The 26718-nt window shown below is 63.1% G+C and carries 24 protein-coding genes; 14 read left to right on the top strand and 10 right to left on the bottom strand.

Features of this window, described 5'->3' with window-relative positions; translation table 11 throughout:
• Window positions 1-59: 59 nt before the first annotated feature.
• The 6 genes from NKH28_RS24055 (at window position 60) to mgrA (ending at window position 6163) form a co-directional block, all read left to right on the top strand.
• Window positions 60-953, top strand: a complete 894-nt coding sequence (locus NKH28_RS24055; RefSeq protein ID WP_352448363.1) for a carbohydrate ABC transporter permease — start codon at window positions 60-62, stop codon at window positions 951-953.
• A complete protein-coding gene (locus NKH28_RS24060; RefSeq protein WP_023675222.1) occupies window positions 946-1875 on the top strand; it encodes a carbohydrate ABC transporter permease in 930 nt (309 codons plus the stop codon). Before NKH28_RS24055 ends, NKH28_RS24060 begins: the two co-directional genes overlap by 8 nt.
• Window positions 1876-1880: 5 nt before the next feature.
• Window positions 1881-2993 carry an ABC transporter ATP-binding protein gene (locus NKH28_RS24065; protein ID WP_352448362.1) on the top strand — a complete coding sequence of 371 codons (1113 nt, stop codon included), beginning with the start codon at window positions 1881-1883 and terminating at the stop codon, window positions 2991-2993.
• 86 nt (window positions 2994-3079) lie between these two features.
• Window positions 3080-3826, top strand: a complete 747-nt coding sequence (locus NKH28_RS24070; protein WP_352980602.1) for a sugar phosphate isomerase/epimerase family protein — start codon at window positions 3080-3082, stop codon at window positions 3824-3826.
• A 12-nt stretch (window positions 3827-3838) separates the two neighbouring features.
• Window positions 3839-4987 (top strand): Gfo/Idh/MocA family protein, encoded by a 1149-nt coding sequence (locus NKH28_RS24075; RefSeq protein WP_352613089.1) that lies wholly within the window; start codon window positions 3839-3841, stop codon window positions 4985-4987.
• A 129-nt stretch (window positions 4988-5116) separates the two neighbouring features.
• Window positions 5117-6163 carry an L-glyceraldehyde 3-phosphate reductase gene (gene mgrA / locus NKH28_RS24080; RefSeq protein ID WP_352980603.1) on the top strand — a complete coding sequence of 349 codons (1047 nt, stop codon included), beginning with the start codon at window positions 5117-5119 and terminating at the stop codon, window positions 6161-6163.
• 129 nt (window positions 6164-6292) lie between these two features.
• On the opposite strand, the gene NKH28_RS24085 is transcribed toward mgrA, so the two are convergent.
• Window positions 6293-6589, bottom strand: coding sequence for a hypothetical protein (locus tag NKH28_RS24085; RefSeq protein WP_352980604.1), 297 nt, complete (start codon window positions 6587-6589; stop codon window positions 6293-6295).
• 604 nt (window positions 6590-7193) lie between these two features.
• Window positions 7194-7490 carry a DUF2934 domain-containing protein gene (locus tag NKH28_RS24090; RefSeq protein ID WP_352539431.1) on the bottom strand — a complete coding sequence of 99 codons (297 nt, stop codon included), beginning with the start codon at window positions 7488-7490 and terminating at the stop codon, window positions 7194-7196.
• A 190-nt stretch (window positions 7491-7680) separates the two neighbouring features.
• Between NKH28_RS24090 and NKH28_RS24095 the strand changes: the two genes are divergently transcribed.
• Window positions 7681-8031, top strand: a complete 351-nt coding sequence (locus NKH28_RS24095) for a hypothetical protein (RefSeq protein ID WP_352474874.1) — start codon at window positions 7681-7683, stop codon at window positions 8029-8031.
• 92 nt (window positions 8032-8123) lie between these two features.
• Here NKH28_RS24095 and NKH28_RS24100 read toward each other — a convergent pair whose 3' ends face one another.
• On the bottom strand, window positions 8124-9212 hold the full coding sequence (locus tag NKH28_RS24100; RefSeq protein ID WP_352980605.1) for a S1 family serine peptidase: 1089 nt from the start codon (window positions 9210-9212) through the stop codon (window positions 8124-8126).
• 390 nt (window positions 9213-9602) lie between these two features.
• On the opposite strand from NKH28_RS24100, the gene NKH28_RS24105 reads away from it, so the two are divergent.
• A complete protein-coding gene (locus NKH28_RS24105) occupies window positions 9603-10685 on the top strand; it encodes a trypsin-like serine peptidase (protein ID WP_352474872.1) in 1083 nt (360 codons plus the stop codon).
• 84 nt (window positions 10686-10769) lie between these two features.
• Here the strand turns inward: NKH28_RS24105 and NKH28_RS24110 are convergent, their stop codons facing one another.
• From NKH28_RS24110 to NKH28_RS24120, 3 genes are all read right to left on the bottom strand, one after another.
• Window positions 10770-11474: a DUF4760 domain-containing protein gene (locus tag NKH28_RS24110; RefSeq protein WP_352980606.1), complete on the bottom strand. Its 705-nt coding sequence runs from the start codon at window positions 11472-11474 to the stop codon at window positions 10770-10772.
• Entirely contained in the window at window positions 11471-11851 is a 381-nt protein-coding gene (locus NKH28_RS24115) for a hypothetical protein (protein ID WP_352980607.1), read from the bottom strand. Before NKH28_RS24115 ends, NKH28_RS24110 begins: the two co-directional genes overlap by 4 nt.
• Before the next feature lie 102 nt (window positions 11852-11953).
• A complete protein-coding gene (locus tag NKH28_RS24120; protein ID WP_352980608.1) occupies window positions 11954-14155 on the bottom strand; it encodes a caspase family protein in 2202 nt (733 codons plus the stop codon).
• Between the two features lie 211 nt (window positions 14156-14366).
• Between NKH28_RS24120 and NKH28_RS24125 the strand changes: the two genes are divergently transcribed.
• A complete protein-coding gene (locus NKH28_RS24125) occupies window positions 14367-14771 on the top strand; it encodes a Fur family transcriptional regulator (RefSeq protein ID WP_023675234.1) in 405 nt (134 codons plus the stop codon).
• A 67-nt stretch (window positions 14772-14838) separates the two neighbouring features.
• On the opposite strand, the gene NKH28_RS24130 is transcribed toward NKH28_RS24125, so the two are convergent.
• From NKH28_RS24130 to polA, 3 genes are all read right to left on the bottom strand, one after another.
• A complete protein-coding gene (locus NKH28_RS24130) occupies window positions 14839-15120 on the bottom strand; it encodes a type II toxin-antitoxin system RelE/ParE family toxin (protein ID WP_352448351.1) in 282 nt (93 codons plus the stop codon).
• Window positions 15117-15347, bottom strand: coding sequence for a hypothetical protein (locus tag NKH28_RS24135; RefSeq protein WP_352502674.1), 231 nt, complete (start codon window positions 15345-15347; stop codon window positions 15117-15119). Before NKH28_RS24135 ends, NKH28_RS24130 begins: the two co-directional genes overlap by 4 nt.
• A gap of 65 nt (window positions 15348-15412) precedes the next feature.
• Window positions 15413-18361: a DNA polymerase I gene (polA, locus tag NKH28_RS24140; RefSeq protein WP_352980609.1), complete on the bottom strand. Its 2949-nt coding sequence runs from the start codon at window positions 18359-18361 to the stop codon at window positions 15413-15415.
• 442 nt (window positions 18362-18803) lie between these two features.
• Here polA and NKH28_RS24145 point away from each other — a divergent pair, with 442 nt between their 5' ends.
• The 5 genes from NKH28_RS24145 to NKH28_RS24165 all read left to right on the top strand — a co-directional run bounded on the left by NKH28_RS24145 (window position 18804) and on the right by NKH28_RS24165 (window position 24724).
• The gene (locus NKH28_RS24145; protein ID WP_352539426.1) at window positions 18804-20189 is read left to right on the top strand and encodes a M20/M25/M40 family metallo-hydrolase; all 1386 of its coding nucleotides are present in this window, start codon (window positions 18804-18806) and stop codon (window positions 20187-20189) included.
• Between the two features lie 103 nt (window positions 20190-20292).
• Entirely contained in the window at window positions 20293-20913 is a 621-nt protein-coding gene (locus tag NKH28_RS24150; protein ID WP_254816792.1) for a ribonuclease D, read from the top strand.
• 202 nt (window positions 20914-21115) lie between these two features.
• Window positions 21116-21367: a hypothetical protein gene (locus tag NKH28_RS24155; protein ID WP_352539425.1), complete on the top strand. Its 252-nt coding sequence runs from the start codon at window positions 21116-21118 to the stop codon at window positions 21365-21367.
• Between the two features lie 291 nt (window positions 21368-21658).
• Window positions 21659-23911 (top strand): transglycosylase domain-containing protein, encoded by a 2253-nt coding sequence (locus tag NKH28_RS24160; protein WP_352539424.1) that lies wholly within the window; start codon window positions 21659-21661, stop codon window positions 23909-23911.
• A gap of 60 nt (window positions 23912-23971) precedes the next feature.
• Window positions 23972-24724, top strand: a complete 753-nt coding sequence (locus NKH28_RS24165; protein ID WP_023675240.1) for an SDR family NAD(P)-dependent oxidoreductase — start codon at window positions 23972-23974, stop codon at window positions 24722-24724.
• A gap of 113 nt (window positions 24725-24837) precedes the next feature.
• Here NKH28_RS24165 and NKH28_RS24170 read toward each other — a convergent pair whose 3' ends face one another.
• Window positions 24838-26610 (bottom strand): cation:proton antiporter domain-containing protein, encoded by a 1773-nt coding sequence (locus NKH28_RS24170; RefSeq protein WP_352980610.1) that lies wholly within the window; start codon window positions 26608-26610, stop codon window positions 24838-24840.
• Window positions 26611-26718: the final 108 nt, after the last annotated feature.

Genomic DNA, 26718 nt, shown 5'->3' on the forward strand with positions numbered 1-26718 from the left:
AGCTCGGGTCAAGGCCTCTTGACCCTCCGGCCCTTACCCGATCCAAAGCGGCTGTGCAGATGAGCAAGAGCGAACGCCCTAGCCAACTCTTTCGCAACCTCAATGCGAAGATCGCCTCGATCCCAATGATCCTCACAGCGCTGGTGATCTTTGTCGGCGGCAGCGCGTGGACGGTGCTTTATTCCTTCACCAGTTCGAAGCTCCTGCCACGGCTAAATTTCGTCGGGCTCGACCAGTACTACCGGCTGTGGTCGGTGCCGCGCTGGCTGGTCTCGATCGAGAACCTGCTGATCTACGGCGTGCTGTCGCTGCTGTTCTCGCTGGTGATCGGCTTCCTGCTTGCCGCCCTGCTCGACCAGAAGATCCGGTTCGAGGACACGTTCCGGACCATTTTCCTCTATCCCTTCGCCCTCTCCTTCATCGTCACCGGCCTCGTCTGGCAGTGGTTGCTCAACCCCGAGTTCGGGATCCAGGGAGTGGTGCGCAGCCTCGGCTGGACGAGCTTCAGCTTCAATCCGCTCTATGATTCCAGCATCGTCATCTACGGCATATTGATCGCCGCTCTCTGGCAGGGCACCGGGCTCATCATGTGCCTGATGCTGGCCGGCCTGCGCGGGATCGACGAGGATATCTGGAAGGCAGCGCGGGTCGACGGGATACCGACCTGGAAGACCTATCTGTTCATCATCATACCGATGATGCGGCCGGTCTTCATCACCACGCTTGTCATCATCGCTGCCGGTATCGTCAAGATCTATGACCTGGTTGTCGCCCAGACCAGCGGCGGGCCCGGCATCGCCTCCGAAGTCCCGGCCAAATATGTCTATGACTACATGTTCTTCGCCCAGAACCTCGGTCAGGGGTTCGCCGCCTCGACCATGATGCTGCTGTCGGTGATCATCGTCATCGTGCCGTGGGCCTATCTCGAGTTTGGAGGCAAGAAGCGTGTCTGACCATACCGTTTCCTTGCCGGCCGGCCCCGGCACGCTCGAAGCGTACGGGCCGAGCGGGCCGAAGCCGCGGCATATGTTCTCGCGCCGCAACATCTTCCTCTACGGCACGCTCATCGTGGTGGCGCTCTACTATCTTTTGCCGCTCTATGTGATGGTGGTGACGTCGCTCAAAGGCATGCCCGAGATACGCCTCGGCAACATCTTCTCGCCGCCGATGGAGATCACCTTCGAGCCATGGGTCAAGGCCTGGTCGAGCGCCTGCACCGGGCTCAACTGCGACGGGCTGTCGCGTGGCTTCTGGAATTCGGTGCGCATCACGATCCCGTCGGTGATCCTGTCGATCGCGCTCGCCTCGGTGAACGGCTATGCGCTTGCCAACTGGCGCTTCAAAGGTGCCGACACCTTCTTCATCATCCTGATCGTCGGCGCCTTCATCCCCTATCAGGTGATGATCTATCCGATCGTCATCATCCTGCGCGAAGTCGGCCTTTACGGCAGCCTCAGCGGCCTGGTGATCGTCCATTCCATCTTCGGCATGCCGATCCTCACACTGTTGTTCCGCAACTACTTTACCTCCATGCCGGAGGAGCTGTTCCGGGCAGCGCGTGTCGATGGCGCCGGCTTCTGGGGCATTTATTTCCGCATCATGCTGCCGATGTCGCTGCCGATCTTTGTCGTCGCCATCATCCTGCAGGTGACCGGCATCTGGAACGACTTCCTGTTCGGCGTCGTCTACACCCGCCCCGACACCTATCCGATGACGGTGCAGCTCAACAACATCGTCAACTCGGTGCAAGGCGTGAAGGAATACAACGTCAACATGGCAGCCACCATCCTGACCGGCCTGGTGCCGCTGATCGTCTATTTCCTGTCCGGAAAATTGTTTGTGCGCGGCATCGCCGCCGGCGCGGTGAAAGGATGATGGCGATGAACGCAAACGGCAGCATTGCGGCAAACGGCACCAGCGTCTCGATCCAGAACCTGTCGCTGAATTTCGGTGCGATATCGGTGCTGCAGACGCTCAACCTCGATGTTGCCGAAGGCGAATTCATCGTGCTGCTCGGCCCGTCCGGCTGCGGCAAGTCGACCTTGCTCAACTGCATTGCCGGGCTGCTCGACGTTTCCGAAGGCCGCATCTTCATCAAGGGCAAGAACGTCACCTGGGAAGAGCCCAAGGATCGCGGCATCGGCATGGTGTTCCAGTCCTACGCGCTCTATCCGCAGATGACGGTGGAGAAGAACCTGTCGTTCGGGCTGCGCGTTGCCGGCCTCGCCAAGGACGAGATCGCCAAGCGCATCGCCCGGGCCGCCGAGATCCTGCAGATCGAACCGCTTTTGCATCGCAAGCCGGCGGCGCTGTCCGGCGGCCAGCGCCAGCGCGTGGCGATCGGGCGCGCACTTGTGCGTGACGTCGATGTCTTTCTGTTCGACGAACCGCTCTCCAACCTCGACGCCAAGCTGCGCGCGGAATTGCGCGTCGAGATCAAGCTGCTGCATCGCAAGCTCGAGAACACCATGATCTACGTCACCCACGACCAGATCGAGGCGATGACGCTGGCCGACCGTATCGCGGTGATGAAGGGCGGCGTCATCCAGCAGCTCGATGCGCCGCAGACCATCTATAACCGGCCGGTCAACCGGTTTGTCGCCGGCTTCCTGGGTTCGCCGGCAATGAACTTCCTCGACGGCAGACTGGAGCAAGCGGCAGGCGACTGGCACTTCGTCGCCGAAGATGTGCGGATACCGCTTGCCACCTATGCTTTCGAGAAGGACCCGGTGCCAGGGCCGGCCGTGTTCGGCATCCGCCCCGAGCACGTGGCGTTCAACAGCGGCACGGGATGGCCGTTCGCAGCCACGGCAAATGTCGAGGTCGTCGAGCCCATGGGTTCCGACACGCTGGTCTGGCTGAAGCTCGCCGGCCAGAATTTCACGGTGCGGGTGACAGCCGAGCGCACGCCAAACAACGCCGAGGCGGTCGGCATCGGTTTTGACCCGATGCGCGCCTCGCTTTTCGACGCCGCCACAGGTAACCGCCTCTAGAGCATGATTTAGCCTCCCAAGACTCTTCTACTCCCGCAAGACTCATCCCCCCAAACTAACCATCCACAAGAAAACGGACAGAGACGATGAACTGGTCATTCCAACTTTACAGCGCCCGCAATTTCCAGCCCTGGGAGGGCGTGCTCAAGATGCTGGGGGAGCTTGGTTACAGCCAAGTCGAAGGGTTCGGCGGCGTCTATGACGATCCCAAGGCGTTCCGTGCCGAGCTCGACAAGAACGGGCTCGCCATGCCGACCGGGCATTTCTCGATCGACGCGCTCGAGAAGGATTTCGACGGCGTGTGCAGGACGGCCGACGCGCTCGGCATCACGCTGCTCATCTGCCCGTTCCTGAACGCCGAGTTCAGGCCGGCCGACACAGCCGGCTGGCGCGGCTTCGGCGAACGCCTGGCCAAGGTCGGCGAGACGGCCAGGAAAGCCGGCTATGGCTTTGCCTGGCACAACCATGATTTCGAGTTCAAGGCGCTCGCCGACGGCTCGGTGCCGCAGGACCATATCCTGTCCTCCGCGCCCGACATCGGCTGGGAGATGGACGTCGCCTGGGTGGTGCGCGGCGGCGTCGATCCGCTGCCCTGGATCGAGAAGCACGGCAAGCGCATCGTCGCCGTCCATGTCAAGGACTTGGCCAAGCCGGGCGAGGGCCTCGACGAGGACGGCTGGTCGGATGTCGGCCACGGCACCATCGACTGGCCCGGCCTGATCAAGGCGCTGCGCGCCAAAAGCGCCGCAAAATACTACGTCATGGAACAGGACAATCCCAATGATATCGAGCGCTTCGCCCGCCGCTCGATCGCAGCCGCCAAGACCTATTAGGAGCACACCAGCATGGCAACAAAACTTGGCATCGGCGTTATCGGCTGCGGCAACATCTCGAAGGCGTATTTCTCGCTGGCACCGCTGTTTCGCGGCATCGAGATGCGCGCCTGCGCCGACATCAACATGGAAGCGGCGAAAGCGCGGGCAAAAGAGTTCAAACTGCGCGCCGAGACCGTCGAGGGGCTGCTTAAGGCCGACGATATCGACATCATCGTCAACCTGACCATTCCGGCGGTGCATTACGAGGTGTCGAAGCAGATCCTCGACGCCGGCAAGCACGTCTATTCGGAGAAGCCCTTCGTGCTGTCGGTCAAGGAAGGGCTCGACCTGAAAAAACGGGCGGAAAGCAAGGGGCTGCGCATCGGTTCGGCGCCCGACACCTTCCTCGGCGGCGCGCACCAGCTTGTCCGCGACCTGATCGACACCGGCAGGCTCGGCAGGATCACCAGCGGGACCTGTCATGTGATGAGCCATGGCATGGAGCACTGGCACCCCAATCCGGACTTCTTCTTCCAGCCGGGCGCCGGGCCGGTGCTCGACATCGGACCCTATTACATCACCAACCTGATCCAGCTGATCGGGCCGGTGAAGCGGGTCGCCGCCTTCGCTTCGATCCCGATGACGGAACGCATCATCAGCTCGAAGCCGCGCGCCGGCGAAAAGATCCCGGTCTCCACGCCAACGACGATCCACGGCGTGCTGGAATTCGAGAACGGCGCCGTGGTGACGCTCAACACCAGCTGGGATGTCTGGAGCCACGGCCACGCGCCGATGGAGCTCTATGGCGAGGCGGGCACGGTGTTCGTGCCGGATCCGAACTTCTTCGGCGGCGAGGTGCGCTACACCGATGCCGCCAAGCCGGTGAAGAAGCTGCCGAAATGGCCGCATCCGTTCGGCGTGCCCAACGAGATGCATTCGCAAGGCATGATGGCCAACTACCGCACCGCCGGTTTGGCCGACATGGCGATCGCGATCAGGGAAGGTCGGCCGCACCGCTGCTCGATGGAACTGGCGCTGCATGCCGTCGACGTCATGACCGGCCTGTTGCGTTCGGGCGAGACCGGAAAGTTCGTCGCCATGCAGACCAGCTGCGAGCGGCCCGCGGCGCTCGGCGTCAAGGCGGCGAAGGAGCTGCTGGCGAAGCAGAAAACCAAGTAGGCGGCGCGCCTCCCAAGCACCGCAAAAAGCCTCTCCCCGTTTGCGCGGGGAGAGGCTAAGGGTGGCAAGCTCGACTGCCCCACTGTCGCGGCGGCCGCCGTCGGGCTCGTTTCGATTTGAGGATTTCCCATGCCGTATGTCCCCGCCGAAAACCGCTACGACAAGATGGTCTACAATCGCTGCGGGCGGTCCGGCCTGAAGCTGCCGGCGATCTCGCTTGGGCTGTGGCATAATTTCGGCGACGACACGCCGCATAGAACCAAGCATGCGATCGCGCGCAGGGCCTTCGATCTGGGCATCACGCATTTCGATCTCGCTAACAATTACGGCCCGCCGCCCGGCTCGGCGGAGCGGGCGTTCGGCGAGATCCTGCGGACGGACTTTGCCGGTTATCGCGACGAGCTGATCATCTCGACCAAGGCCGGCTACGAAATGTGGGCAGGACCTTATGGCGAATGGGGCGGCCGCAAATATGTGCTGGCCAGCCTCGACCAGAGCCTGAAGCGGATGGGGCTCGACTATGTCGACATCTTCTATTCGCACCGCTTCGACCCCGACACCCCGCTGGAGGAAACGATGGGCGCGCTCGATCACGCGGTGCGCTCGGGCAAGGCGCTCTATGCCGGCATTTCCTCGTATAATTCGCAGCGCACCCGCGAGGCCGCCGACATATTGAAGCAGCTCGGCACGCCTTGCGTGATCCATCAGCCGAGCTATTCGATGCTCAACCGCTGGGTCGAGGATGATGGCCTGCTCGATACGCTGGAGGGGCTTGGTGTCGGCTCGATCGTGTTCTCGCCGCTGGCGCAAGGCATGCTGACCGACAAATATCTCGGCGGCATCCCCGATGGCAGCCGCGCCAGCCAGGGCAAGTCGCTGCGCCCGGCATTCATCAACGACAAATCGATCGCCAATATCGAGGCGCTGAACGTCATCGCCCGTCGCCGCGGCCAGACGCTGGCGCAGATGGCGCTGGCCTGGGTGCTGCGCCGAGGCAGGGTCACATCGGCGCTGATCGGCGCCAGCCGGCCGGAACAGGTCGAGGACTGCGTCGGCGCGCTGAAGGCGCTCGACTTCAGCGATGCCGAACTCGCCGAGATCGACACCTTTGCCCGCGAGTCGGACATCAATCTCTGGGCGGCATCGGCCGAGCGCAAGGGGCCGCCGAGGAAGTAGGCGATGACGGCATCCACGACTCAGACCGGGAACGACGATGCGAGCATTTGAGCCACGCGGTCAATCTACACAACGACAGCCGGGCGAACATAGTAAAGAGTGCACTGTCACCGTAATTTCTGCCGGGCTTCAGGGAAGGTGTTCGAGTGTATCTGGCTTTGTGCGGCGAAAGCTAACTTGCTCCAACTTTCCAATTTCTAGTTCGACAGAGATGCGTACGCCGTCGTTGAGCTCTATTTCGAGGGCGTCTTGATCGAATTTTACGGAAACTATGCTCATACCTATTAATTTCCAAAGAATTGGAAGTGATCCGTTGTGTTTTACGACATCGTACTTTGAGAGCTCATCTGAAATATAGATTTTAAAATCGCTATTTATATCTATCGATATCCTATCTCCCATGTCTAAGGACAAAGCTTCAATCACAACCGAATACAATTCGATTCTAATCAAAGTTACTTCGGTATTCTCAATCCACGATATCCGATTACTCATTACGGAAACCTCAATGAATTGAATGGATTTACAGCATAGTAGGCAAGATCGCTATCATTCAGTACAGTCCGCCCGGTAACTGGTGAAATTTAATTACGGTGACGGTGCACCTTTTTGAGCCGCGACATCCGTGTCGAGCAAATCGAACAGCCCGTCGACGATGGCAGCCGGTCCTTCATCGGTCTCAGATCCACAACGCCGTCGAGTTGATCCGTCAGATGCGCCCGGGCGCTTGACCAGGCCAATCGGCCGCCTGCCTCACCAGTCCCGCGCGCACAGGGTCCAACCCGACATCGCGCACTGCCGACAAGAGGTGGACGGTACCTCAATACATCTTCCTCTACTCTCCAGTACATCTGCAATCCTTATCAAAATTTATTTCGGCATCATAGGCCAGCGTCCTGGCGCCGACCGCGGTCGGCGCATGCGGACGCGGCGATGATGCCGTGGGATACAATAAGTCCGGCAACTCGCGTGCGCGGGGTCAGATTTGCCACTTCAGTTGGCAGCCGTCTTCGACCTCGACAGCCAGCGGCTAGCTTTCGGCTGCCTTGAGGTTCCGCGCGGCTTCCTCCAGCGTCGCCCTGTCGTTGCCAAGCCTGTCGATCAGCTCTTGCGCCTGATCACCGGTTATCCCGGTGCGCATCGCCAGTGCCTCGACCGTCAGAACGTCGGAGCTGGCGATCGTTCCCGCCGGAACGTCCGCGTCGTCGAGGCCAAGCTGTTGCTTCGCCTGCTGCCAATGACGTTCATGCGCGCCATCCGGGCGGCCCTCGCGCACCCAGATTTCATAGGCTCGCTGCCGAATCTTTTCATGCCGATCGTCGTCCATGGCGGATCCTCCCTTGTGGCGTTTTCACCAACGCGGGGAGCGCCGGAACGATCCGATGTTGATGCCGAATTCGCAGACATGCCGGACAAAAGCCGGTTTCTCACCGAACAAACACCGGACATACGCGTTTTGCGGAGGAACCTGCACAGTGGGCCGGCCGTTGAGCCGAGCCTGAGCAAAGGAGATTACAATGGCCGACGAACCGAACGAATCCGCAGCACCGAAGATGACTCAACGTGAAGCTCAGGAAGCCCTGGAGAAGCAGGTCGCGCAGCTGAGGCGCGAGATCAACAAGATCAATCGGACCTTGGCCGAACGCGCGGAAGAGGCGATCGAAGACGCCGGCGGCTGGTATGACAACGCTGCCGAGCGCGCCTCTCGGACAGCACAAGCCCTGCGCAACAGGGCGCAGACGGTGTCGGGCGTGGTCCAGGAGAATCCCGGCACAATATCGTCGGCATTCATCCTCGGAGCGGCCGTAGGAGCGCTACTCGGCCTCACCCTGGCCGCCACAGATCAGCGCCGCGATCGCTGGTTCTAGTCCCGACCCCAGGTTTTTGGGACAGAACCGGGTTTTGGGAAAGAACCAGAGGGATTGCTCCCGCTGTTCATTGGTTCAGCAAATGACACCGGTCAGGGCGTGGCGGGCTTCTGCGCCGTGCCGAGGGCTTTGGGCGCTGCGGGCGCCGCCGTCTTCATCTTCTCCTCGATCCAGCCGGTGTAATTGGCCAGCCGCGTGTAGATGCCGTAGGCGTTCTTGTGGCCGCAGGCGGTGCCGCCGTCGGCCGGACCTTCGCCCCAGCTGACGACGCCGACCTGCACCGGACCATCGGCGCCGGTCACGAACAGCGGTCCGCCGCTGTCGCCATTGCAGGCGTCGCGCTCGCCGCTGGCCGTGCCGGCGCAGATCATGTTGCCGGTAAGCGGATCGGCCATATCGGCTGCAATCGCGTTGGCGGCCGCCTCGATGCCCCTTTCCGAATAACGCATGCGGCGGGCGAGCTCGCCGAGCGCTGCCTTCAAATCATGCGCATAAATCGCCTTGATGCCGCTGTTGCAGGTTGCGTTCGGCTGGAGGTCCAGGTCGGCGACCATCAGCGCGGTGGGAAACGTTCCGTCCTGCATCTTGCCCCAACCGGTGACCGTCGTCTTGCCGGCGTCCGGTGTCGGCTCACGGGCAATTTTGATGGTCGGGGCATCGGCCGGCGCGGCCAGCCGGATCAAGCCGAGATCGTTGTCCAGCGTCTGCTCGCTGTAGCCCTCGTTGACGATGATCTCCACCGCCTTGTAGCGCTTGCCCTCGCTCAGATCGGTGGCGCCGGTGAGCACGGTGACCATATCAGGCGAAATCGGCTCGCCGTCGTCATTGAGGCAGTGCGCCGCCGTCAGCACCCATTGCGGCGCGATCAGGCTGCCGCCGCAGAACTGCGCATTCGCCTGCGAGGCCGGGCTTTTGTCCAGTTTGCCGGCGGTCAGCAATGCCACCTGGAACGGGTAAGCGCCCTTCTCGGCCTCTTTGCCGCCGTAGACGCGATCGGCGCCGTCGGGGTTCTCCGCCCTGGCCTTGGCCCTGGCCTCGGCTACGCGTTTCATCGGCGAGATCGCCGCCTCGGGCCGGGCGGCCGCGTCCGTGGCATGAACGGAATTGACGGCCGGCAAGGCCGCCGCGATGCCGAGCAGCGCGGCGGCGGCAATCGGTCTGAACCTATGGATGATCTTCACCTCGAACCCCCTGAGACGATGTTCCCGACAGGTCAGTCGCCGACGCATGGTCCACTGAAATGGAACCGGCCGGTGAGATCATGCTCCACGGCGAAGCACGATCCGTCACAAAGCCGAGCACCATTTCTGCTAGTCGTGCTGTCGAGCCAACCCGCCCAAAATCCTATAGCCCCCCACGGGCTATGTGGAAGCAATTTGTCGTTGCCAATGTTGGATTATTTTAGGCAGTATACCGTTGCAGGCATTTTTGGCGAGGACCTAAACTGGCTGCACTGAATAATGGCCCGGTAAAGGCACCGGTAACCAATTTCATTTTTTTGCGCCACCACGATCTCGACAATATTTCTGTATCTTGATCCAGTCCTTGCTGACTTTTGGGAGAGTCTCACCATGACAAAACTGACACATAGCATTATTGCGTCCGCGTTGCTTTCCACCGCAATGTGGGCGGTTCCTGCCTTGGCTGCCGATCCAGGTTCCGCCAATGCCGGCAACGGCGAAAGCATGCGGGATGTAACATCGGGCGATTACAAGCCCGGCCGGGCGAAACCAATCGCCCCGCCGAAACTGACCGACGACGAGGCCAACCGCGCCGCGCCGCTCACCGACGAAGCAACGGCCGTCAAATCCTATGGCATCGTCGGCCGCTCCGCCGATGGCAAGGACATCAAGATTGACCCGAACGAGACGCTGAAGGACCTTGTCATCAAGGACATGAACGCGCCCGCCGACGGGCAGAAGTCCGACAATTCCGGACTGAGCGGAGGCGAAGAGGCTGGCCGTCAGGTGTTCGGCACGGACGACCGCGAGCAGATCAAGAATACCAAAACCTACCCATTCACCGCGATCGGCTATCTCGAAGGCAAATCGAAGAGCGGCAGCTATGGCAGCTGCTCGGCGACGCTGATCGGCCCGCGCACGGTGCTCACCGCGGCGCACTGCCTCTACAGCCACGAGGACAAGGCCTGGCTCGACGATATCCTGTTCGTGCCGGCTCTCAACGGCAAGACTGCCGACGACGCGCCGTTCGGCGCCTTCACCTATGAAAGCGCTTATGTCATCCAGGGCTTCATCGACAATTACCAGGGCTTTTACGGCTCGGTCGTGCCATGGGATCTCGGCATCGTCACCCTGAAGCAGGATGTCGGCACCAACCTCGGCTGGCTCGGCTATGCCAATTATGACGACCTCGGCGATTTCACCGCCAACATCATCGGCTATCCCGGCGACAAGCCGATGGGCACGATGTGGAAGGCGACCTGCGAAGTGCACGCCGAAAACATCGCCACCGAGTATTTCCAGTACGACTGCGACACCTATCCCGGGTCGAGCGGCAGCTCGGTCTATGCCTATGACAATGGCTCCAAGCAGCGCGTCATCACCGGCGTGAACGTGGCCGAGAGCCCGGATGCCAATACCGCCGTGCGTCTGAACGCCATCAATGTCCAGTGGATCAACAGCCTGTACAAATAGGCCTGCAGAGTTTCCGCCGCGATCGTCGCGGAAAACCGGCCGGCGGCGGAGCATTTCCGTCGCCGGCTTTCGCATTTTCGGGAATTATTCGGACTGGGCCGAGGATGGCGCCTGGCGGACATAGTTCTCGATCGGCTGGGCGAAAGTCGGTGAACCGGCCTTGCGCTCCTTATCGATATAGCCGGCAAAATAGCTCCAGAACGAAGCGGCATAGTCGCGGAAATAGGAGTCGGCGACGTCGCGCGAGCACAGCCTGCCTTCGACGCAGAAGGAAAGGCGGTTGAGGAAATAGACGATGTGGTCGAAATTGTCGCTGAACTCGGCAAGCGGCATGTCGCCGCCGGTAGCGCTCATCGCTTCGATGCCGATGCGCTGTCTGAACACCTGTTCCTCGGTCGGCGTCGGATTGGCACTGAGCAGATTGCCGTATTTGGCGTTGAGCGCCGCCAGGCGTTGCTTGAGGGCCCGTTGCGCCTGCTGGTAATCCTTGCTTTCCCAGAGCTCGACCAGCGACATCGTCTGCTCGACGCGCTTCTGCTCCTGGTTCGCCAGGAACTGGTAGACCGAAAAGATCAAGGTGAAGATGATCGCCAGGCGCACCAGCAATCCGGACCAGGCATAGACGAGCATGCGCCAGTCGCGATCGGTGAATGGGTTCGCCTCCTTCTTGACCTCGTGATTGCTCACCCACGGCAGGCCTTCGACGGTTTCCGGCAGCGACACCGGCTTCTTTTGCGGTACCGGCGCCGTCACTGCCTGCTGCGTTGCGTTGCCCCCCGCTTTCGTCATCCGCAGCTGTCCAGTTCTATGGTGGCGGACGGGTCGAGCACGATGCCCGGCGTCTCCAGCTTCTTCTTCAGGCAATTCAGCTGCGTGCGCGAAACGATGAACTGCAGGTCAGGCTCCACCTGCGCCTTGCCCGGCGACGGCAACGGCTCGACCACGCCGCGCGAGGCGCAGCTGCTGAGATCGACGACAACGGCGGTGTTGCCGGTTTTGGCGATCCGGTCGTACTGGTCGAGAAAGCAGCTCGCCAGTTCGGAGTTGATGACGACCTCCTTGGCGCAGAGGCCGCAAGCCTCGTCCGCCGAAGCATTGGCGGCCAGCAACAGCCCGGCGACAAGGCCGGCGGTTGTTGCGCGCCACGAAAATACGATCCTGTTCACGAACGCCCTCACCCGTTCCGTTCGGCCGCCGACAGCGGTGGTCGAAGAATGTTCATTATCAGCCGATTAGGCAAGAGGCCCGGCCGGGCACCTGACCGCGCCTCAGGCGCGCGGCACCGTCTCCATCGGAAAAATCATCACGGCGCCCTTCGACCCCTTGTCGTCGGTCAGCCGCATGGCCGACCGCGTCGCCGGCGCCATGCCGATATCGGCCAGCATGTCGGCGAAGCTTGGCTGTCCCAGTCCGCGCGTTACCGAGACAACCCCCTCTTGCGCCAGGAAGCTCAGATCCTGCTTCTCGCTCTGCGGCGGCGCCTCGGTCAAGACGGCGATCATCCGCTCCATGCCGAAGCTGGTGTCGGTGAATTTGAACAGGCCTTCCTCGAGCACGGCGCCTTCGGTCAGGCGCTCGGCAAGAAAATGCTGGATGGAATAGTCGGAGCCGACGTAGAGCACGTTGATGTCGACCAGGTTGGTCGAACCGTTCCTGGCCAGTACGTGGACCTGATCGTCGGGCGAAACACGCGGCACCGTCGACGCTTCGATCGGCTGCAGCGTGTCGCTGTCAAAACGCTTGATCCGGAACTCGACGCTGACCTCTTCCGGCCGATAATCGGAGGCGGCGGCCAGCCTCGACAGGCCGATGGCGCGGAAGATTTTTGTCAGATTCCCTGCGGCGGCCTCGATCAACTTTTCGCGGCCGTCCGGATGAATGACGATCGACGGCGGCTTGCTGCCGCCCTTGGGCGTCATGTCGCCCGAAGCCGGCAGGAACCACAGCGCCGGCGCGTCGATGGCATCTTCTGCGGCGCCGGCAATGGCGTTCTCGCGCAGCACTGCGAGACGCAGATCTGCGCTCTTGCCCGGCTCGACCAGCGCGATGTGGAACCCTGAGCTCTTCCTGGCCGCCAGTTCGTCGAGAACCGAGTTCGCCAGCGCGGCCTCTTTCTCGAGGCCTTTGGCCGCTGCCGGCCGCGCGACCACGAGCTTGTAGTCGACGGCGAGCTCGGCCAGCCGCGCATAGGCATTGGCGGGGATGTCGGCCAGCTTGAGCGCCGGCTTGCCGCCGAACTCGACCGGCTTGACCCGGCTTTCCAGGTTTTTCGCCGACTGAACCTGGAGATAGCCAAGCGCCTCGGACAGCAGCGACAGCGCCGACGGCAATATTGCGAGCCTGCTGCCCAGGGTGAGGCGATGCAGCAACCCGGCGCCAATCGTGGCTTTGTCGTTCTCGATGACGATCGGCCATTGCATGACCGCGTCTGTCTTGTCGGTGCCGAAGACGCGTGCGTCGAGTTCCCCTTCGAACAGCGGCGTCGGCCGGGTGCGGCCGTCCGCCGAATATTGCTGCAAAACGGCCTGGCCGAGCTGGCGATAGGTGATGTTGGGGTTCTCGGCCAGTTTCGACAGGATGGTGAAGGTGAACAGGCCGAAACGCGGTGCATCGGCCGTGCCCTTGGGCAGCGGCATCTCGGGCGTCGTCTCCACCGTCTGCGCCGCGTAGAAGGCGACCAATTTGCCCTTGGTGGTCGGCTCGGCGCCGGTCGGCGTCAGCTTGAAGGCCGGCTTGCGCTGCCCGTCCTCGTCAAAGCCGCGCGGCGCGGCCGACGCAATCTCGTCATAGGCTCTCACCGCAGCCGCCCTGGCAGCGTCGTCGCCGCCGACCAGATCGGCGAACTCGACCTTGCGTTCCAGCTCGTCGTCGACCTCGGCGGCGCGCGTCGCAGTGCCGGAATGGCAGCAGTCGAACACGGCCCAGATAAAGGCGCCCTTGTCGCGGATAGCGTCGAGCGCGGTGCCGATCTCGTTGTCGACCAGCGCATTGGGCACGCCCTTTTCGCGGTTCACCCATTTGTCGATGTCGGACGGCAAGAAAATCTCGTCGAGGCCGTCCGTCTCGTCGCCCTTGTTCGCTGCCGGCTGCTGCGCGCCGTGACCGGACAAATGCAGGTAGACGAAATCGTCGCGCTGGACCTTGGCGGCAAGATCGGCCAACGCCGCCTTGATCGCCGCATGTGTCGGCGGTCCGTTGGCGCCTTCGACATCCTTGGCGAGCAGCGTGACGTTTTCGGCCAGGAATTTTACCGGCGCGGGCGTGTTCCCCAGGAGGTAATCGCGCACCAGGCCGGCATCGTTTTTCGGTCCGATCAGCCAGTTTTTCTTCGGCAGGTTCGGGTAATCGGTGCAGGCAACAAGCAGCGCATGGTAGGTGCGCGCCGCTGCGAATGCCCGAAACGGCACCAGGCCGGCAGCGGCCAGCGCGGACGTGCCGGCAAGCAGCGTCCGCCGCGTCACTTTGATCATGATTGCTTCCCCAAGCCCGATCGAATTTCCAAGCACGGCCAGCCTGGCCGAGGATTTTGTCAGTATTTTGAATATGGCGCCGCCGGCCAGCCGACCACCGGCTGCGAATAGAAACAGTAGCAAAAATGGCAGTTCGTCGCTATCTCAGTGGAAGAGGTCCGACTGCTTGCGAAATGGCAGCGATCGGCACGGAGCGGCTTGGAACAGGATCATGGCGGCAAGGGATGTACTGACGAAGAACCAGCTTTGCGTTCTCGAGAAGCTCGAGGCCGCCAGCGGCCCGCTCAGCGCCTATACGTTGCTCGACCAACTGCGCGAGCGCGGTTTTCGCGCGCCGCTGCAGGTCTACCGGGCGCTCGACACGCTGGTGAAATCCGGCTTCGTGCACAGGCTCGAAAGCCTCAATTCCTTCGTCGCCTGTGCCGAGCCGCACGACCACAGCCATTCGATGACGGCGTTTGCCATCTGCGACACCTGCGGCCAGGTGACCGAGTTCTCCGACCATGATGTCGGCCACCGGCTCGACGAATGGGTGCGCTCGACCGGCTTCGCCGCCAAGAAGGCGGTGATCGAGTTTCGTGGGACATGTGCGAAGTGTTTGGCCGAGGCGGCTTGAGGCCGGAGCAACGCGGCGAAGGCGGAGCAAGGTTTTCCGAGCCCTCGCCGGGTGTTCCCGGATCGGCTCAGTAGGGAAAGGGTCTCCTTGAGGTATGCCGGATGTGCAGGATCTCAATTGCGTCGGCACGGGCACGATAGAAGACCTTATAAGGGTAGCGGCCTATGAAGAGGACGCGAACGCCAGGGATGTCGGTCGCGTGACCGCTTTCGGGAAATTCGGCAAGTCGCGAAATCCCAGCGTGGATCCGAGAAATGACTGAAAGGGCGCCCTGAGGCGCCCGCTCTTCGAGGTAGTTGAAAATCGCCTCGCGTTCGGCAAAGGCTTGCCGCGTAAATCGGACCTTCATAGCCTGCGGCGGGTGTCGGCCGCGCGAACGGTATCCTCATCTACGAAAGTGCCGTGATCGGCCTCTGCTAGGCCCGCTGTGACCGCGCTGCGCTCTGATTCCGACATCGCATACACGCCAGTCCGCCGCGCCTCGATGACGCGGGCGTAATCAGCAAGCTCCTCCTGGTCTTCGCGAGGCCAAGCTTCCGCATGCCTTACCAGATTCTCAAGTGCCTTGGTGATCATACGGGCACTATAGCATACCGCTGCTGCTCGTGAACCTTGAACCGAACATGGCTCTGTGGCCCGCCTTAATGCGCCTCTTCCCAGTTGTTGGCTGCGCGGGCGTCGACGTGCAGCGGCACCGACATCGATACCGCCGGCATGGCGGCGTTCTCCATGACGTGGCAGACGACCGGGATCGTCGCCTCGACCTCGGCTTCGACCGTCTCGAAGACCAGCTCGTCATGCACCTGCAGCAGCATGCGGGCAGAAAGCCTGGCTTTTTCCAGCGCCTCGTCCATACGGATCATGGCGCGGCGGATGATGTCGGCGGCGGTGCCCTGCAGGCGGGCGTTGATCGAGGCGCGCTCGTTGAAGGCACGGACCGAAGGGTTCGACGACCGTATCTCCGGATAGTGGATGCGGCGGCCGAAGATGGTCTCGACGAAGCCGTGCTCGCGGGCATAGGCCTTGGTCGCATCGATATAGTCGCGGATGCCGGGGAAGCGCTCGAAATATTTCTTGATGTAGTCGCCGGCTTCCTCGCGCGCGATCGACAGCTGGTTGGCGAGGCCAAAGGCCGAAATGCCGTAGATGATGCCGAAATTGATCGCCTTGGCACGGCGGCGCACTTCCGAAGGCATGCCCTCGACCGGTACGTTGAACATTTCAGACGCGGTGATGGCGTGGATGTCGGCGCCATCGGCGAAGGCCTGCTTGAGCTGCGGGATTTCGGCGACGTGGGCGAGCACGCGCAATTCGATCTGGCTGTAGTCGGCGGAAACCAGCTTGTTGCCCTTGTCGGCGATGAAGGCCGTCCTGATCTTTCGACCCTCGACGGTGCGCACCGGAATGTTCTGCAGATTGGGATCCGAGGACGACAGCCGCCCGGTCGTCGTCGCGGCAAGCGCGTAGGAGGTGTGGACGCGCTTGGTGTCGGGATGGATGAAGCCGGGCAGCGCATCGGTATAGGTCGATTTCAGCTTGGTCAGCTGGCGCCAGTCGACGATCTTGCGCGGCAATTCGTGGCCTTCGGCGGCGAGGTCTTCGAGAAGCTGCGCCGAGGTCGACCACTGGCCGGTCTTGGTTTTTGAACCGCCGGGCAGACCCATCCTGCCGAACAGGATGTCGCCGAGCTGTTTTGGCGAGCCGATGTTGATGCGTTCGCCGACCAGCTGGTAGATCTCGTCCTCGAGCCGTGCGGCACCCTGTGCCAGTTCGCCGGAGAGCCGCGACAGGATCTGCCGGTCGACGGAGATGCCGCGCTGCTCCATCCGTGCCAGGACCGGCACCAACGGCCGTTCCAGCCGTTCATAGACCGAGACCAGGCCCTTGGCGGCAAGCCGTGGCTTCAGCACCTGCCAGAGCCTGAGCGCGACGTCGGCGTGCTCGGCCCCGTAAGCCGTCGCCTTGCCGAGGTCGGCCTGATCGAGGCCGACGAAGCTTCTTCCCGAACCGGCCAGTTCCTTCAGCGGAATGGTCGCATGGCCGAGCCATTTATCGGCCAGCGCCTCCAGGCCGTGGCCACCATGGGTGCCGGCCTCGAGCACGTAGGAGATAAGCATGGTGTCGTCATAGGGGCCGATCTCGATGCCGTGACGGCTCATGACGACAAGGCGGTATTTCATGTCGTGCACGATCTTGAGGACGGATTTGTCCTCGAGCAGCGGCTTGAGCAACGCCAGCGCGTCGCGGATCGGGATCTGGTTTTCGACCGCGCCGCCGCCGAGCAGGTCGCCATTGCCGTTTTTATGGGCAAGCGGCACATAGGCGGCGTGGCCGGGCGCGACGGCCATGGCAAGGCCGATCAGTTCGGCCTGCATCGGATCGGGCGAGGACGTCTTAACGTCGAAGGCGACGATGCCTCTCTCCAGCGCCTCGGCGATCCAGGCCTTCAGCGTCGCGGCGTCGCGGATGCAGGTGTAGGCGCTGGTGTCGATCTTGCGGGCGGTGGCAGCCTCCAGGCGAAGCGCCGAAAGCAGGGATGGGGTGTCGCCTTGCTTGGCTGCGGCCGGAGCTTCGAGTGCCGCTTCGTCCGACGGCGGTGCGCTCTCGGCGGCCGCGGGCACGCCAAAACCCATATCGGGGCCATGCGCGGTATCGGCACGCTCTATGGTGACGGGGGTGGCTGGAACGTCGCCGGCGTCGGTTCCGGTCGCTTCGGCCACGCGGCGGGTCAGCGTCGAGAATTCCATGGTCTTGAGGAAGCCGATCAGCCTGGGGCCGTCCGGCGCATGCAATACGAATTCGTCAAGCCCTTCGGTCACCGGCACGTCGTTCTTCAGCCTCACCAGGTCACGCGAAATGCGTGCCTTGTCGGCATTGGCGATGATCGATTCGCGCCGCTTGTCCTGCTTGATCTCGCCGGCGCGGGCGAGCAGCGTGTCGAGGTCGCCGAACTGTTCGAGCAATTGCGCTGCCGTCTTCGGCCCGATGCCGGGCACGCCCGGCACATTGTCGACCGAATCGCCAGTCAGCGCCTGCAGGTCGATCATTTTCTGTGGCGGCACGCCCCATTTCTCGATCACCTCGGGAACACCGATCTGGCGGTCCTTCATCGGGTCGTACATGGCAACCGTTGGGCCGACCAGTTGCATCAGATCCTTGTCGGAAGAGATGATGGTGGTGTCGGCGCCGGCTTCGCAGGCAAGCCGGCAATAGGTGGCGATCAAATCGTCGGCCTCGTAGCCTTCCGTCTCAAGGCATGGCAGGTTGAAGGCCCTGGTCGCCTGGCGGATCAGGCCGAATTGCGGGATCAAATCTTCCGGCGGCGCCGAGCGGTTGGCCTTGTATTCGGGGTAGAGGTCGTTGCGGAAGGTCTTCGACGAATAGTCGAAAATCACGGCGAAATGCGTCGGCACGATGCCGACATCGGTGTTGCGGGCGTCCTGCGTCAGCTTCCAGACCATGTTGCAGAAGCCGAGCACGGCACTGGTCGGCAGCCCGTCGGACTTGCGGGACAGCGGCGGCAGCGCGTGATAGGCACGGAAGATGTAGCCGGAGCCGTCGACAAGGAAGAGATGATCGCCTTTTTTCATGGCACGAGGGAATAGCGCGGCGCAGCGCCGCGGTCCATGCCAAAGGCGGCTTCTGCCAAGGGTTCCGGCAACACCCTGACAAATGGCGTGCGAGCCTGGCCTGCCATGCGGCCTGGCCGGAGCTTTGTTCGCTCACGCCTATGTTACAAAAGTGTAATTTTTGTGCCCTTGAATCGCCACGTTCGCAGACACAGATAAACGCCATCGGCAGTTTTCGCCGAAGTCCGGAGCAAGGCCCGTCCCCCGCCTATCCCGGACACTTGCGGCAGCCTATCCCCCCTCTCCGGGCTGCCGCATCGTTTCGAGTAGAGGCCGCCGTGGTTCCCTCCACCACGGCGGCATTTTTTTGCCTTTGGACAGGAAGCTGTGGCCCAACGGTCGCGGGCTTTCCGTTTCGCAACATGGGCTCTAGATTCGCCGCCAGAATCGAAAGGCCCGCCAGATGTCCGCAGTTTCCCCTGTTCTCGACCGCCTCGACAAGAACTTCGACCAGAGCCTGGAACGCCTGTTCGGCCTGCTCGGCATCAAGTCGATCTCCACCGATCCGGACTACGCCGCCGACTGCCGCAAGGCCGCCGAATGGCTGGTCGCCGAGCTCAAGCTGATCGGCTTCGACGCCAGCGTGCGCGACACACCAGGCCATCCGATGGTGGTCGCGCATCACGATGGGCCGGCGGGCGCGCCGCATTTGCTGTTTTACGGCCATTACGACGTCCAGCCGGTCGATCCGATCGAGCTGTGGGAAAGCGACCCGTTCGCGCCGGCGGTCAAGGAGATCGAGCCCGGCCACAAGGTGATCACCGGCCGCGGCGCGGCCGACGACAAGGGCCAGCTGATGACCTTCGTCGAGGCCTGCCGCGCGTGGAAGCAGGTGCATGGCGGATTGCCGTGCCGAATCACAATCCTGTTCGAGGGCGAGGAGGAGTCCGGATCGCCGTCCCTGAAGCCGTTTCTCGAGGCGAATGCGGATGAGCTCAAGGCCGATTTCGCGCTGGTCTGCGACACCGGCATGTGGGACCGCGATACGCCGTCGATCTGCGTCTCGCTGCGCGGGCTGGTCGGCGAGGAGATCACGGTGACTGCCGCCGACCGCGACCTGCATTCCGGGCTCTATGGCGGTGCGGCCGCCAATCCGATCCGCATCCTGGCAAAGATCCTGGCCGACATCCACGATGCGGATGGTCACGTCACCATTCCGGGTTTTTATGACGGCGTCGAGGAAACGCCGTCGCAGATATTGCAGTCGTGGCTGTCGCTCGGTGAGACGGCCGAGACCTTCCTCGGCCCGATCGGCCTGTCGATCCCGTCCGGCGAAAAGGGCCGCTCGGTGCTCGAACTGACCTGGGCGCGGCCGACGGCCGAGTTCAACGGCATCATCGGCGGCTATACCGGCAAGGGCTTCAAGACGGTGATCGCCGCGCAAGCCTCGGCAAAAATCTCCTTCCGCCTGGTCCACAAACAGGATCCGGAAAAAATCCGCGCCGCCTTCCAGGCATTCGTCAGGCAGCGGGTTCCGGCCGACTGCTCGGTCGAATTCCACCCGCATGGCGGCTCGCCGGCGATCCAGCTTTCCTACGACTCGCCCTTCCTCGCCAAGGCCAAGCAGGCGCTGTCCGACGAATGGCCGAAGCCGGCGGTGGTGACCGGCAGCGGCGGCTCGATCCCGGTGGTCGGCGATTTCCAGACCTATCTCGGCATGGAATCGCTGCTGGTCGGTTTCGGCCTCGACGACGACCGCATCCACTCGCCGAACGAGAAGTACGAGATGAGCTCCTTCCACAAGGGCCAGCGCTCCTGGGCGCGCATTCTCGAGGCGCTGACACGCTGAAATTGCGCCAGACTCAAGTTTTTGTTGATTTTTCGCCGGATCGCGGCAAGGACGGGCACGGTCCGTCGCGCATCGCTGCACGGGGCCGCGACCGGAGAAGACGATGAGCGACATACGTTTCCACAAAAACGATCTGCCCGGCCTGCTGCATTACGATGTCGGGGCGGTCGCCATCGACACCGAGACGCTGGGGCTGAACCCGCATCGCGACCGGCTCTGCGTCGTGCAGATCTCGCCGGGCGACGGCTCGGCCGACGTCATCCAGATCGCGCCCGGCCAGAAGAAGGCGCCGAACCTCGTCAGCCTGCTCAAGAACCGCAGCATCACCAAGCTGTTCCATTACGGCCGCTTCGATCTCGCCGTGCTCTACAACGCCTTCGGCGTCATGCCGGAGCCGGTGTTCTGCACCAAGATCGCGTCGCGGCTGACGCGCACCTACACCGACCGGCACGGGCTGAAGGACATCTGCTTCGAGCTTCTCGGGATCGGCCTGTCGAAGGCGCAGCAATCATCGGACTGGGCCGCCGAGACGCTGTCGCCCGAGCAACTCGAATATGCCGCCTCCGACGTGCTCTATTTGCACCGGCTGCGCGACGTACTGAGCGCGCGTCTGGCGCGCGACAACCGGACCAGGGAGGCCGATGCGTGCTTCCGCTTCCTGCCGACGCGTGCGAAACTCGACCTGATGGGCTGGGATGAGGAGGATATCTTCGCCCACAGCTAATGGCCTTCATGATAATTCTACTCCGGCGGCCATCTGGCGCAGTTTTCTCCGCTTCCGGTGCTCACGGACCCAAATGTCCGCTGCGCTCCGGTTCTCGAAAACCACGCCATATGTCTCGCCGGAGCGAATTCTCCTAAAGGCCATCGGCCAGGAACCAGACGCTTGTCCCGGCGTTCCGTTCGCTTCACCGGGAGAAATGAAAATGGCTGCCCGAAAATCAATCGAAACGGCACCGAAGGACGGCTCCAAGGTCACCGTCTACTGGCAGGACAGCGACGGCGTGATAAACGAGAGCATCGCGCAATACCGTTCGCTCGACCGGCTGAAGGCGGCCGGCGGCGACTGGGACGAAAGCGACGCCGGCTGGTGGGCCTATACGGACGGCCATACGCAAAGGAAGATCGAGCCGATCAGCTGGCGGCCGGCTTCCGACGATGCGGATGCCGACGACTGAGGGTTGTCGCAACCGCCGAACTGAAGTGATTATTCTGAGGCAACGCGCATTTTGTTCTTGCTTTGTGCCGGCAGCTATGCTACTAATTTGGCTATGGTGCTCATTGGCTCCGACGACCCGCCCGCCGAGGCGGGTTTTTCATTTCCGGCTTTGGCGCTGTCGCGGGCCGCCGCCGTTCGGCAAGCGACTGAATACAGTTTATTTCGATTTTTCCCGACTTAACCCGCCTTTAAACCGCCGCATCTAGTCTTCAACCCCAACGCCATAGGCATGGGGAAGACAGCACAGCGCATGGCGAACCGGAAAGACAGCCGCATCGAGCCCAGCTTCGAGGCATCGCCGGGGGCGAGATCCTCGGCCGGTTTTTCGGTAAGCGAGGAGGACCGCGTCGTGCCGAGCAACCGAAAAGCCGCTGCAAAGCGCAAATCGTCCAGGGCCAAGCCGCCGCGCGGCGGGCGCGGCAAAAGCCGGCGCGGCGTGTTCGGCGTGCTTGCCCGGCTGTTCTACTGGTGCTTCGTGCTGGCCATCTGGGGCGGCATCGCCACTGCCGGCATCGTCGTCTATTACGGCGCGAAAATGCCGGCGGCCACCACCTGGGCCATTCCCGACCGCGCCCCCAACATCAAGATCGTCTCGGTCGACGGCCAGCTGCTTGGCAATCGCGGCATGAGCGGCGGCGAGGCCGTCGGCCTGCACGAAATGTCGCCCTATATTCCCGAGGCCGTCATCGCCATCGAAGACCGCCGCTTCTATTCGCATTTCGGCATCGACCCGATCGGCCTTTCCCGGGCCATGGTGACCAACGTGCTGGGCGGGCATTTTTCGCAGGGCGGCTCGACGCTGACCCAGCAGCTGGCCAAGAACCTGTTCCTGACGCCGGACCGCACGCTGGAACGCAAGGTGCAGGAAGTGCTCTTGGCGCTGTGGCTGGAGCACAAGCATACGAAGGACCAGATCCTCGAAATGTACCTCAACCGGGTTTATTTCGGCTCTGGCGCCTATGGTGTCGAAGCGGCCTCGCGCCGCTATTTCGGCAAGAGCGCGCGTGACGTCACGCTGTCGGAGGCCGCCCTTCTCGCCGGTCTGCTCAAGGCGCCGTCGCGGCTGTCGCCGGCGCGCGACCCGAAGGCGGCCGAGCAGCGCTCGCAGCTGGTGCTCGCCGCGATGCGCGACGAGGGCAAGATCAGCGCCAAGGAGCAGACCACGGCAATGAGCGCGCCGGCGACACGCGCGCCGTCCTACTGGACCGGCTCGGAAAACTACGTCGCCGATACGATCATGGAAGAACTGCCCGACCTGATCGGCGACGTGCGCCGCGATATCGTCGTCGACACGACCGTCGACCTGACGCTGCAGAAACTCGCCGAGCAATCGATCCGCCGGCTGATCGACCAGAGCGGCAAGAAGCTCAATGTCAGCCAGGGCGCGCTGGTGTCGATCGACAATTCCGGCGCGGTGCGTGCGATGGTCGGCGGTTACGACTATTCGACCAGCCAGTTCGACCGCGCCTCGGAGGCGCGCCGCCAGCCGGGCTCGGCGTTCAAGCCGTTCGTCTACATGGCGGCGCTGGAATCCGGCCGCACGCCCGACAGCGTGCGCAACGACGCGCCGATCAAGATCGGCAACTGGACGCCCGACAATTACGGCGGCAAATATTTCGGCAAGGTGACGCTGGCGACGGCGCTGGCAAAATCGCTGAACTCGGTGGCCGCGCAGCTGACCATGGAAGTCGGGCCGAATGCGGTGGTCGAGGCGGCGCACCGCATGGGCGTCCAGTCCGAGCTGACGGCCAACACCTCGATCGCGCTCGGCACCTCGGAAGTGACGCCGCTGGAACTGACCTCGGCCTATGTTCCCTTCGCCAATGGCGGTTACAAGCCGGACATCCATTTCATCCGCCGCGTCACGACGAGCGACGGCAAGGTGCTCTACGAAAACAATGGCGGCGGTGCGCCGCGGGTCGTCAATCCCGATGTTGTCGGCATGATGAACTCGATGATGACCGGCACGGTCGAGATCGGCACGGCCAGGAAGGCGGCGTTCGCCTGGCCGGCGGCCGGCAAGACAGGCACCAGCCAGAACTCGCGCGACGCGTGGTTCATCGGCTATACCGCCAACCTCACCACCGGCGTCTGGTTCGGCAATGATGACGGCAGCGCGATGAAGAAGGTCACCGGCGGCGCATTGCCGGCGCAGGCCTGGCACGAGTTCATGGTCGCCGCGCATGAGGGCGTGCCGGTGCGGCCGCTGCCTGGAACCTGGAAGTCGACGCCGCCCGACACCATCGTCCCGGACGACATACCGTCCGATACGGCGCCGCCGGCGCCGGTCGCTTCCGTCGGCCAATCGGCGCCGCCTGTGGCAGCTACCGAGTCGGCTTCGCGTCCCGCGCGTCCTGCCGAGACGGTCGATGCCGGCGGTCTGGCCATGCCGGGGGTCGACAGCGCCACCGGATCGATCAAGCACCCGGTGCCGCCAGGCAATGTCGGCGGCCCGGTCAAGAAGCGGCAGACCTCGATATTGGACATTCTGACAGGCGGCTGAGCGACGGGCCCCTCGCCACCGCTGCCGCGTTCCGCTACATCTCCCGTTTGGAGACCGCGAATGGCAGAGACCGACACCAGAAAGACCATCGTGCTGACCGGCGCCAGCCGTGGCATCGGCCATGCCACGGTCAAGCGCTTTTCACGCGAAGGCTGGCGCGTCATCACCTGCTCGCGCCAGGCCTTTGCCGAGGACTGCCCGTGGCCGGCCGGCCCGGAAGACCACATCAAGGTCGATCTCGCCGACCAGGAGGATGTCGGCATCGCCATCTCCGAGATCCGCCACCGGCTCGAGGCGCATGGCGGGCAGCTGCATGCGCTGGTCAACAATGCCGGCATCTCGCCGAAGCTCAAGGACGGCAACAGCCGCATGAACTCGATCGACACGCCGATGCATGTCTGGCGCGACGTCTTCCAGGTGAATTTCTTCGCGCCGATCATGCTGGCGCGCGGACTGTTCAAGGAGCTGGCATCGGCCAAGGGCTCGATCGTCAACGTCACCTCGATCGCCGGCACCCGGGTGCACCCCTTCGCCGGCACCGCTTATGCGACGTCGAAGGCGGCACTCGGCTCGCTGACCCGCGAGATGGCGCATGATTTCGGCCCGCACGGCATTCGCGTCAACGCCATTGCGCCGGGCGAGATCGACACCGCGATCCTGTCGCCGGGCACCGAAAAAATCGTCGAGACAATCCCGCTGAGAAGATTGGGCACCACGGCGGAAGTCGCCGACATCATCTTCTTCCTGTGCTCGCAGCAGGCGTCCTACGTGACCGGCTCGGAAATCCATATCAATGGCGGCCAGCACGTTTGAGCGGCTGAGTTTTATCAATCGTCGGCGCTGCCCCTCATCGCCCTGCCGGGACCTTCTCCCGTGAAGAACGGGGAGAAGGGGCTTGACCGCAACGCTGGCAGGGCAGCGCAGGCTTAGGCTGCCGTGGGCGCTTTCGGTGCTGCCGTCACCACCTCGACGATGCCGCGGGCGATCTCGCGTTCGCCCATGATGACGGTGTCGGCACCAAGGTCTTTGAGGTGCTCGACCTCGGCATCGGAATGGGCGCGGGCGATGATTTCGATTGCCGGATTGGCGGCGCGGGCGCGCAGCACGACCTGCCCGGCCTCGAAGGCGTTGGGAATGGCCAGGATCAGCCGCTTTGCGCCCTCGGGATTGGATGCGGCGAACACGTCGCCACCCGCCGCGTTGCCGGGTACGGTTTCGACGCCTTCGGCCTTGAGCTTCGCCAACGTCTTGTCGGCATCCTCGATGACGAGGAAGGGCAGGGCGGCCTGCTTCAGCGCCGTGCCGACGAGACTGCCGACGCGGCCGTAGCCGATCAGGATGGTGTGGCCGGTCAGCCTGGTCCTGGGCGGCGGGCCATCCTCGTTAGCAGGCGCCGCGACCGAAGCCACCTGGCCGGGCTCGGTCGCCGGGCCGATCGGCCTTGCTTCGCCGGACGGCGCCGTCCTGCCGGCGCGTGCTTCCAGCCAGGATTTCATCCGGTCGACGGCAAGAAACATTAGCGGATTGAGGACGATCGACAGGATGGCGCCGGCGAGGATGAGGTCGCGGCCTTGTTCGGGCAGCAGTTTCAGCCCGACGCCGAGTTCAGCCAGGATGAACGAGAATTCGCCGATCTGAGCTAGGCTTGCCGAAATCATCAATGCGGTTGCGACCGGATAGCGGAAGACGACGACGATGACGAAGGCTGCCAGCGACTTGCCGACAACGATGATGGCCAGCGTCGCCAGGATCGGCCAGCCATTGCTGATCACGCTGAACGGGTCGAACAGCATGCCGACCGAAACGAAGAACAGCACGGAAAAGGCGTCGCGCAGCGGCAGCGATTCCTCGGCCGCCCGGTGGCTGAGCTCGGATTCGCTCATGATCATGCCGGCGAAGAAAGCGCCGAGAGCCAGCGACACGCCGAACAGCTTGGCCGCGCCGAAGGCGACGCCTAGCGCAATCGCAAGCACCGCCAACCGGAACAGTTCGCGCGATCCGGTATGGGCGACGTAGTGCAGGACCCAGGGGATAAGCCGGCGGCCGACCACCAGCATGACCACGACAAAGGCCGCGACCTTGGCCAGTGTGACGGCGACGACGCCCCAGACGCCGTAGCTCGCTGGCAGCGACAGCAGACCGCTGGAGTGCACCTCCACCTGCTCTTGGCCGCCGAGCACGCCGGCCAACGCCGGCAAAAGCACCAGCGCCAGCACCATCGCCAGATCCTCGACGATCAGCCAGCCAACGGCGATGCGGCCGCGCTCGGTCTCGATCAGCCGCCGCTCCTGCAGGGCGCGCAACAGCACCACGGTCGAGGCCACGGAAAGCGCCAGGCCAAAGACCAGTCCCGCACCGATCGACCAGCCGAGCATCCAGGCCAGGCCGGCGCCGAGGGCTGTCGCGAAGCCGATCTGCACAATGGCGCCGGGCACGGCGATGGCGCGGACCGACAACAGGTCCTTCAGCGAGAAATGCAGGCCGACGCCGAACATCAGCAGGATGACGCCGATCTCGGCAAGTTCATTGGCGAGGCCGGCATCGGCGACGAAACCCGGCGTGTTCGGTCCAACCAGAACGCCGGCGACGAGGTAGCCTACCAGCGGCGGCACGCGAAAACGGTTGGCAAGTGCGCCGAAGACGAAAGCCAGCCCCAGACCGGCGACGATGGTGGCGATAAGGGGCGTGTCATGCGGCATTGTCTATGGAGCACCTTCAGGAATCGCGATGTCGGATATGCGCCGTCCAAAAGCCGCCGCCGTGGCAGTATGGAGGCTGCGACAGTCGCGAGACAACCCCGCATTCCT

Origin of the sequence: Mesorhizobium sp. M1227, from assembly GCF_040318315.1 — a bacterium.
In the GTDB taxonomy this organism is placed as follows: Bacteria; Pseudomonadota; Alphaproteobacteria; order Rhizobiales; family Rhizobiaceae; genus Mesorhizobium.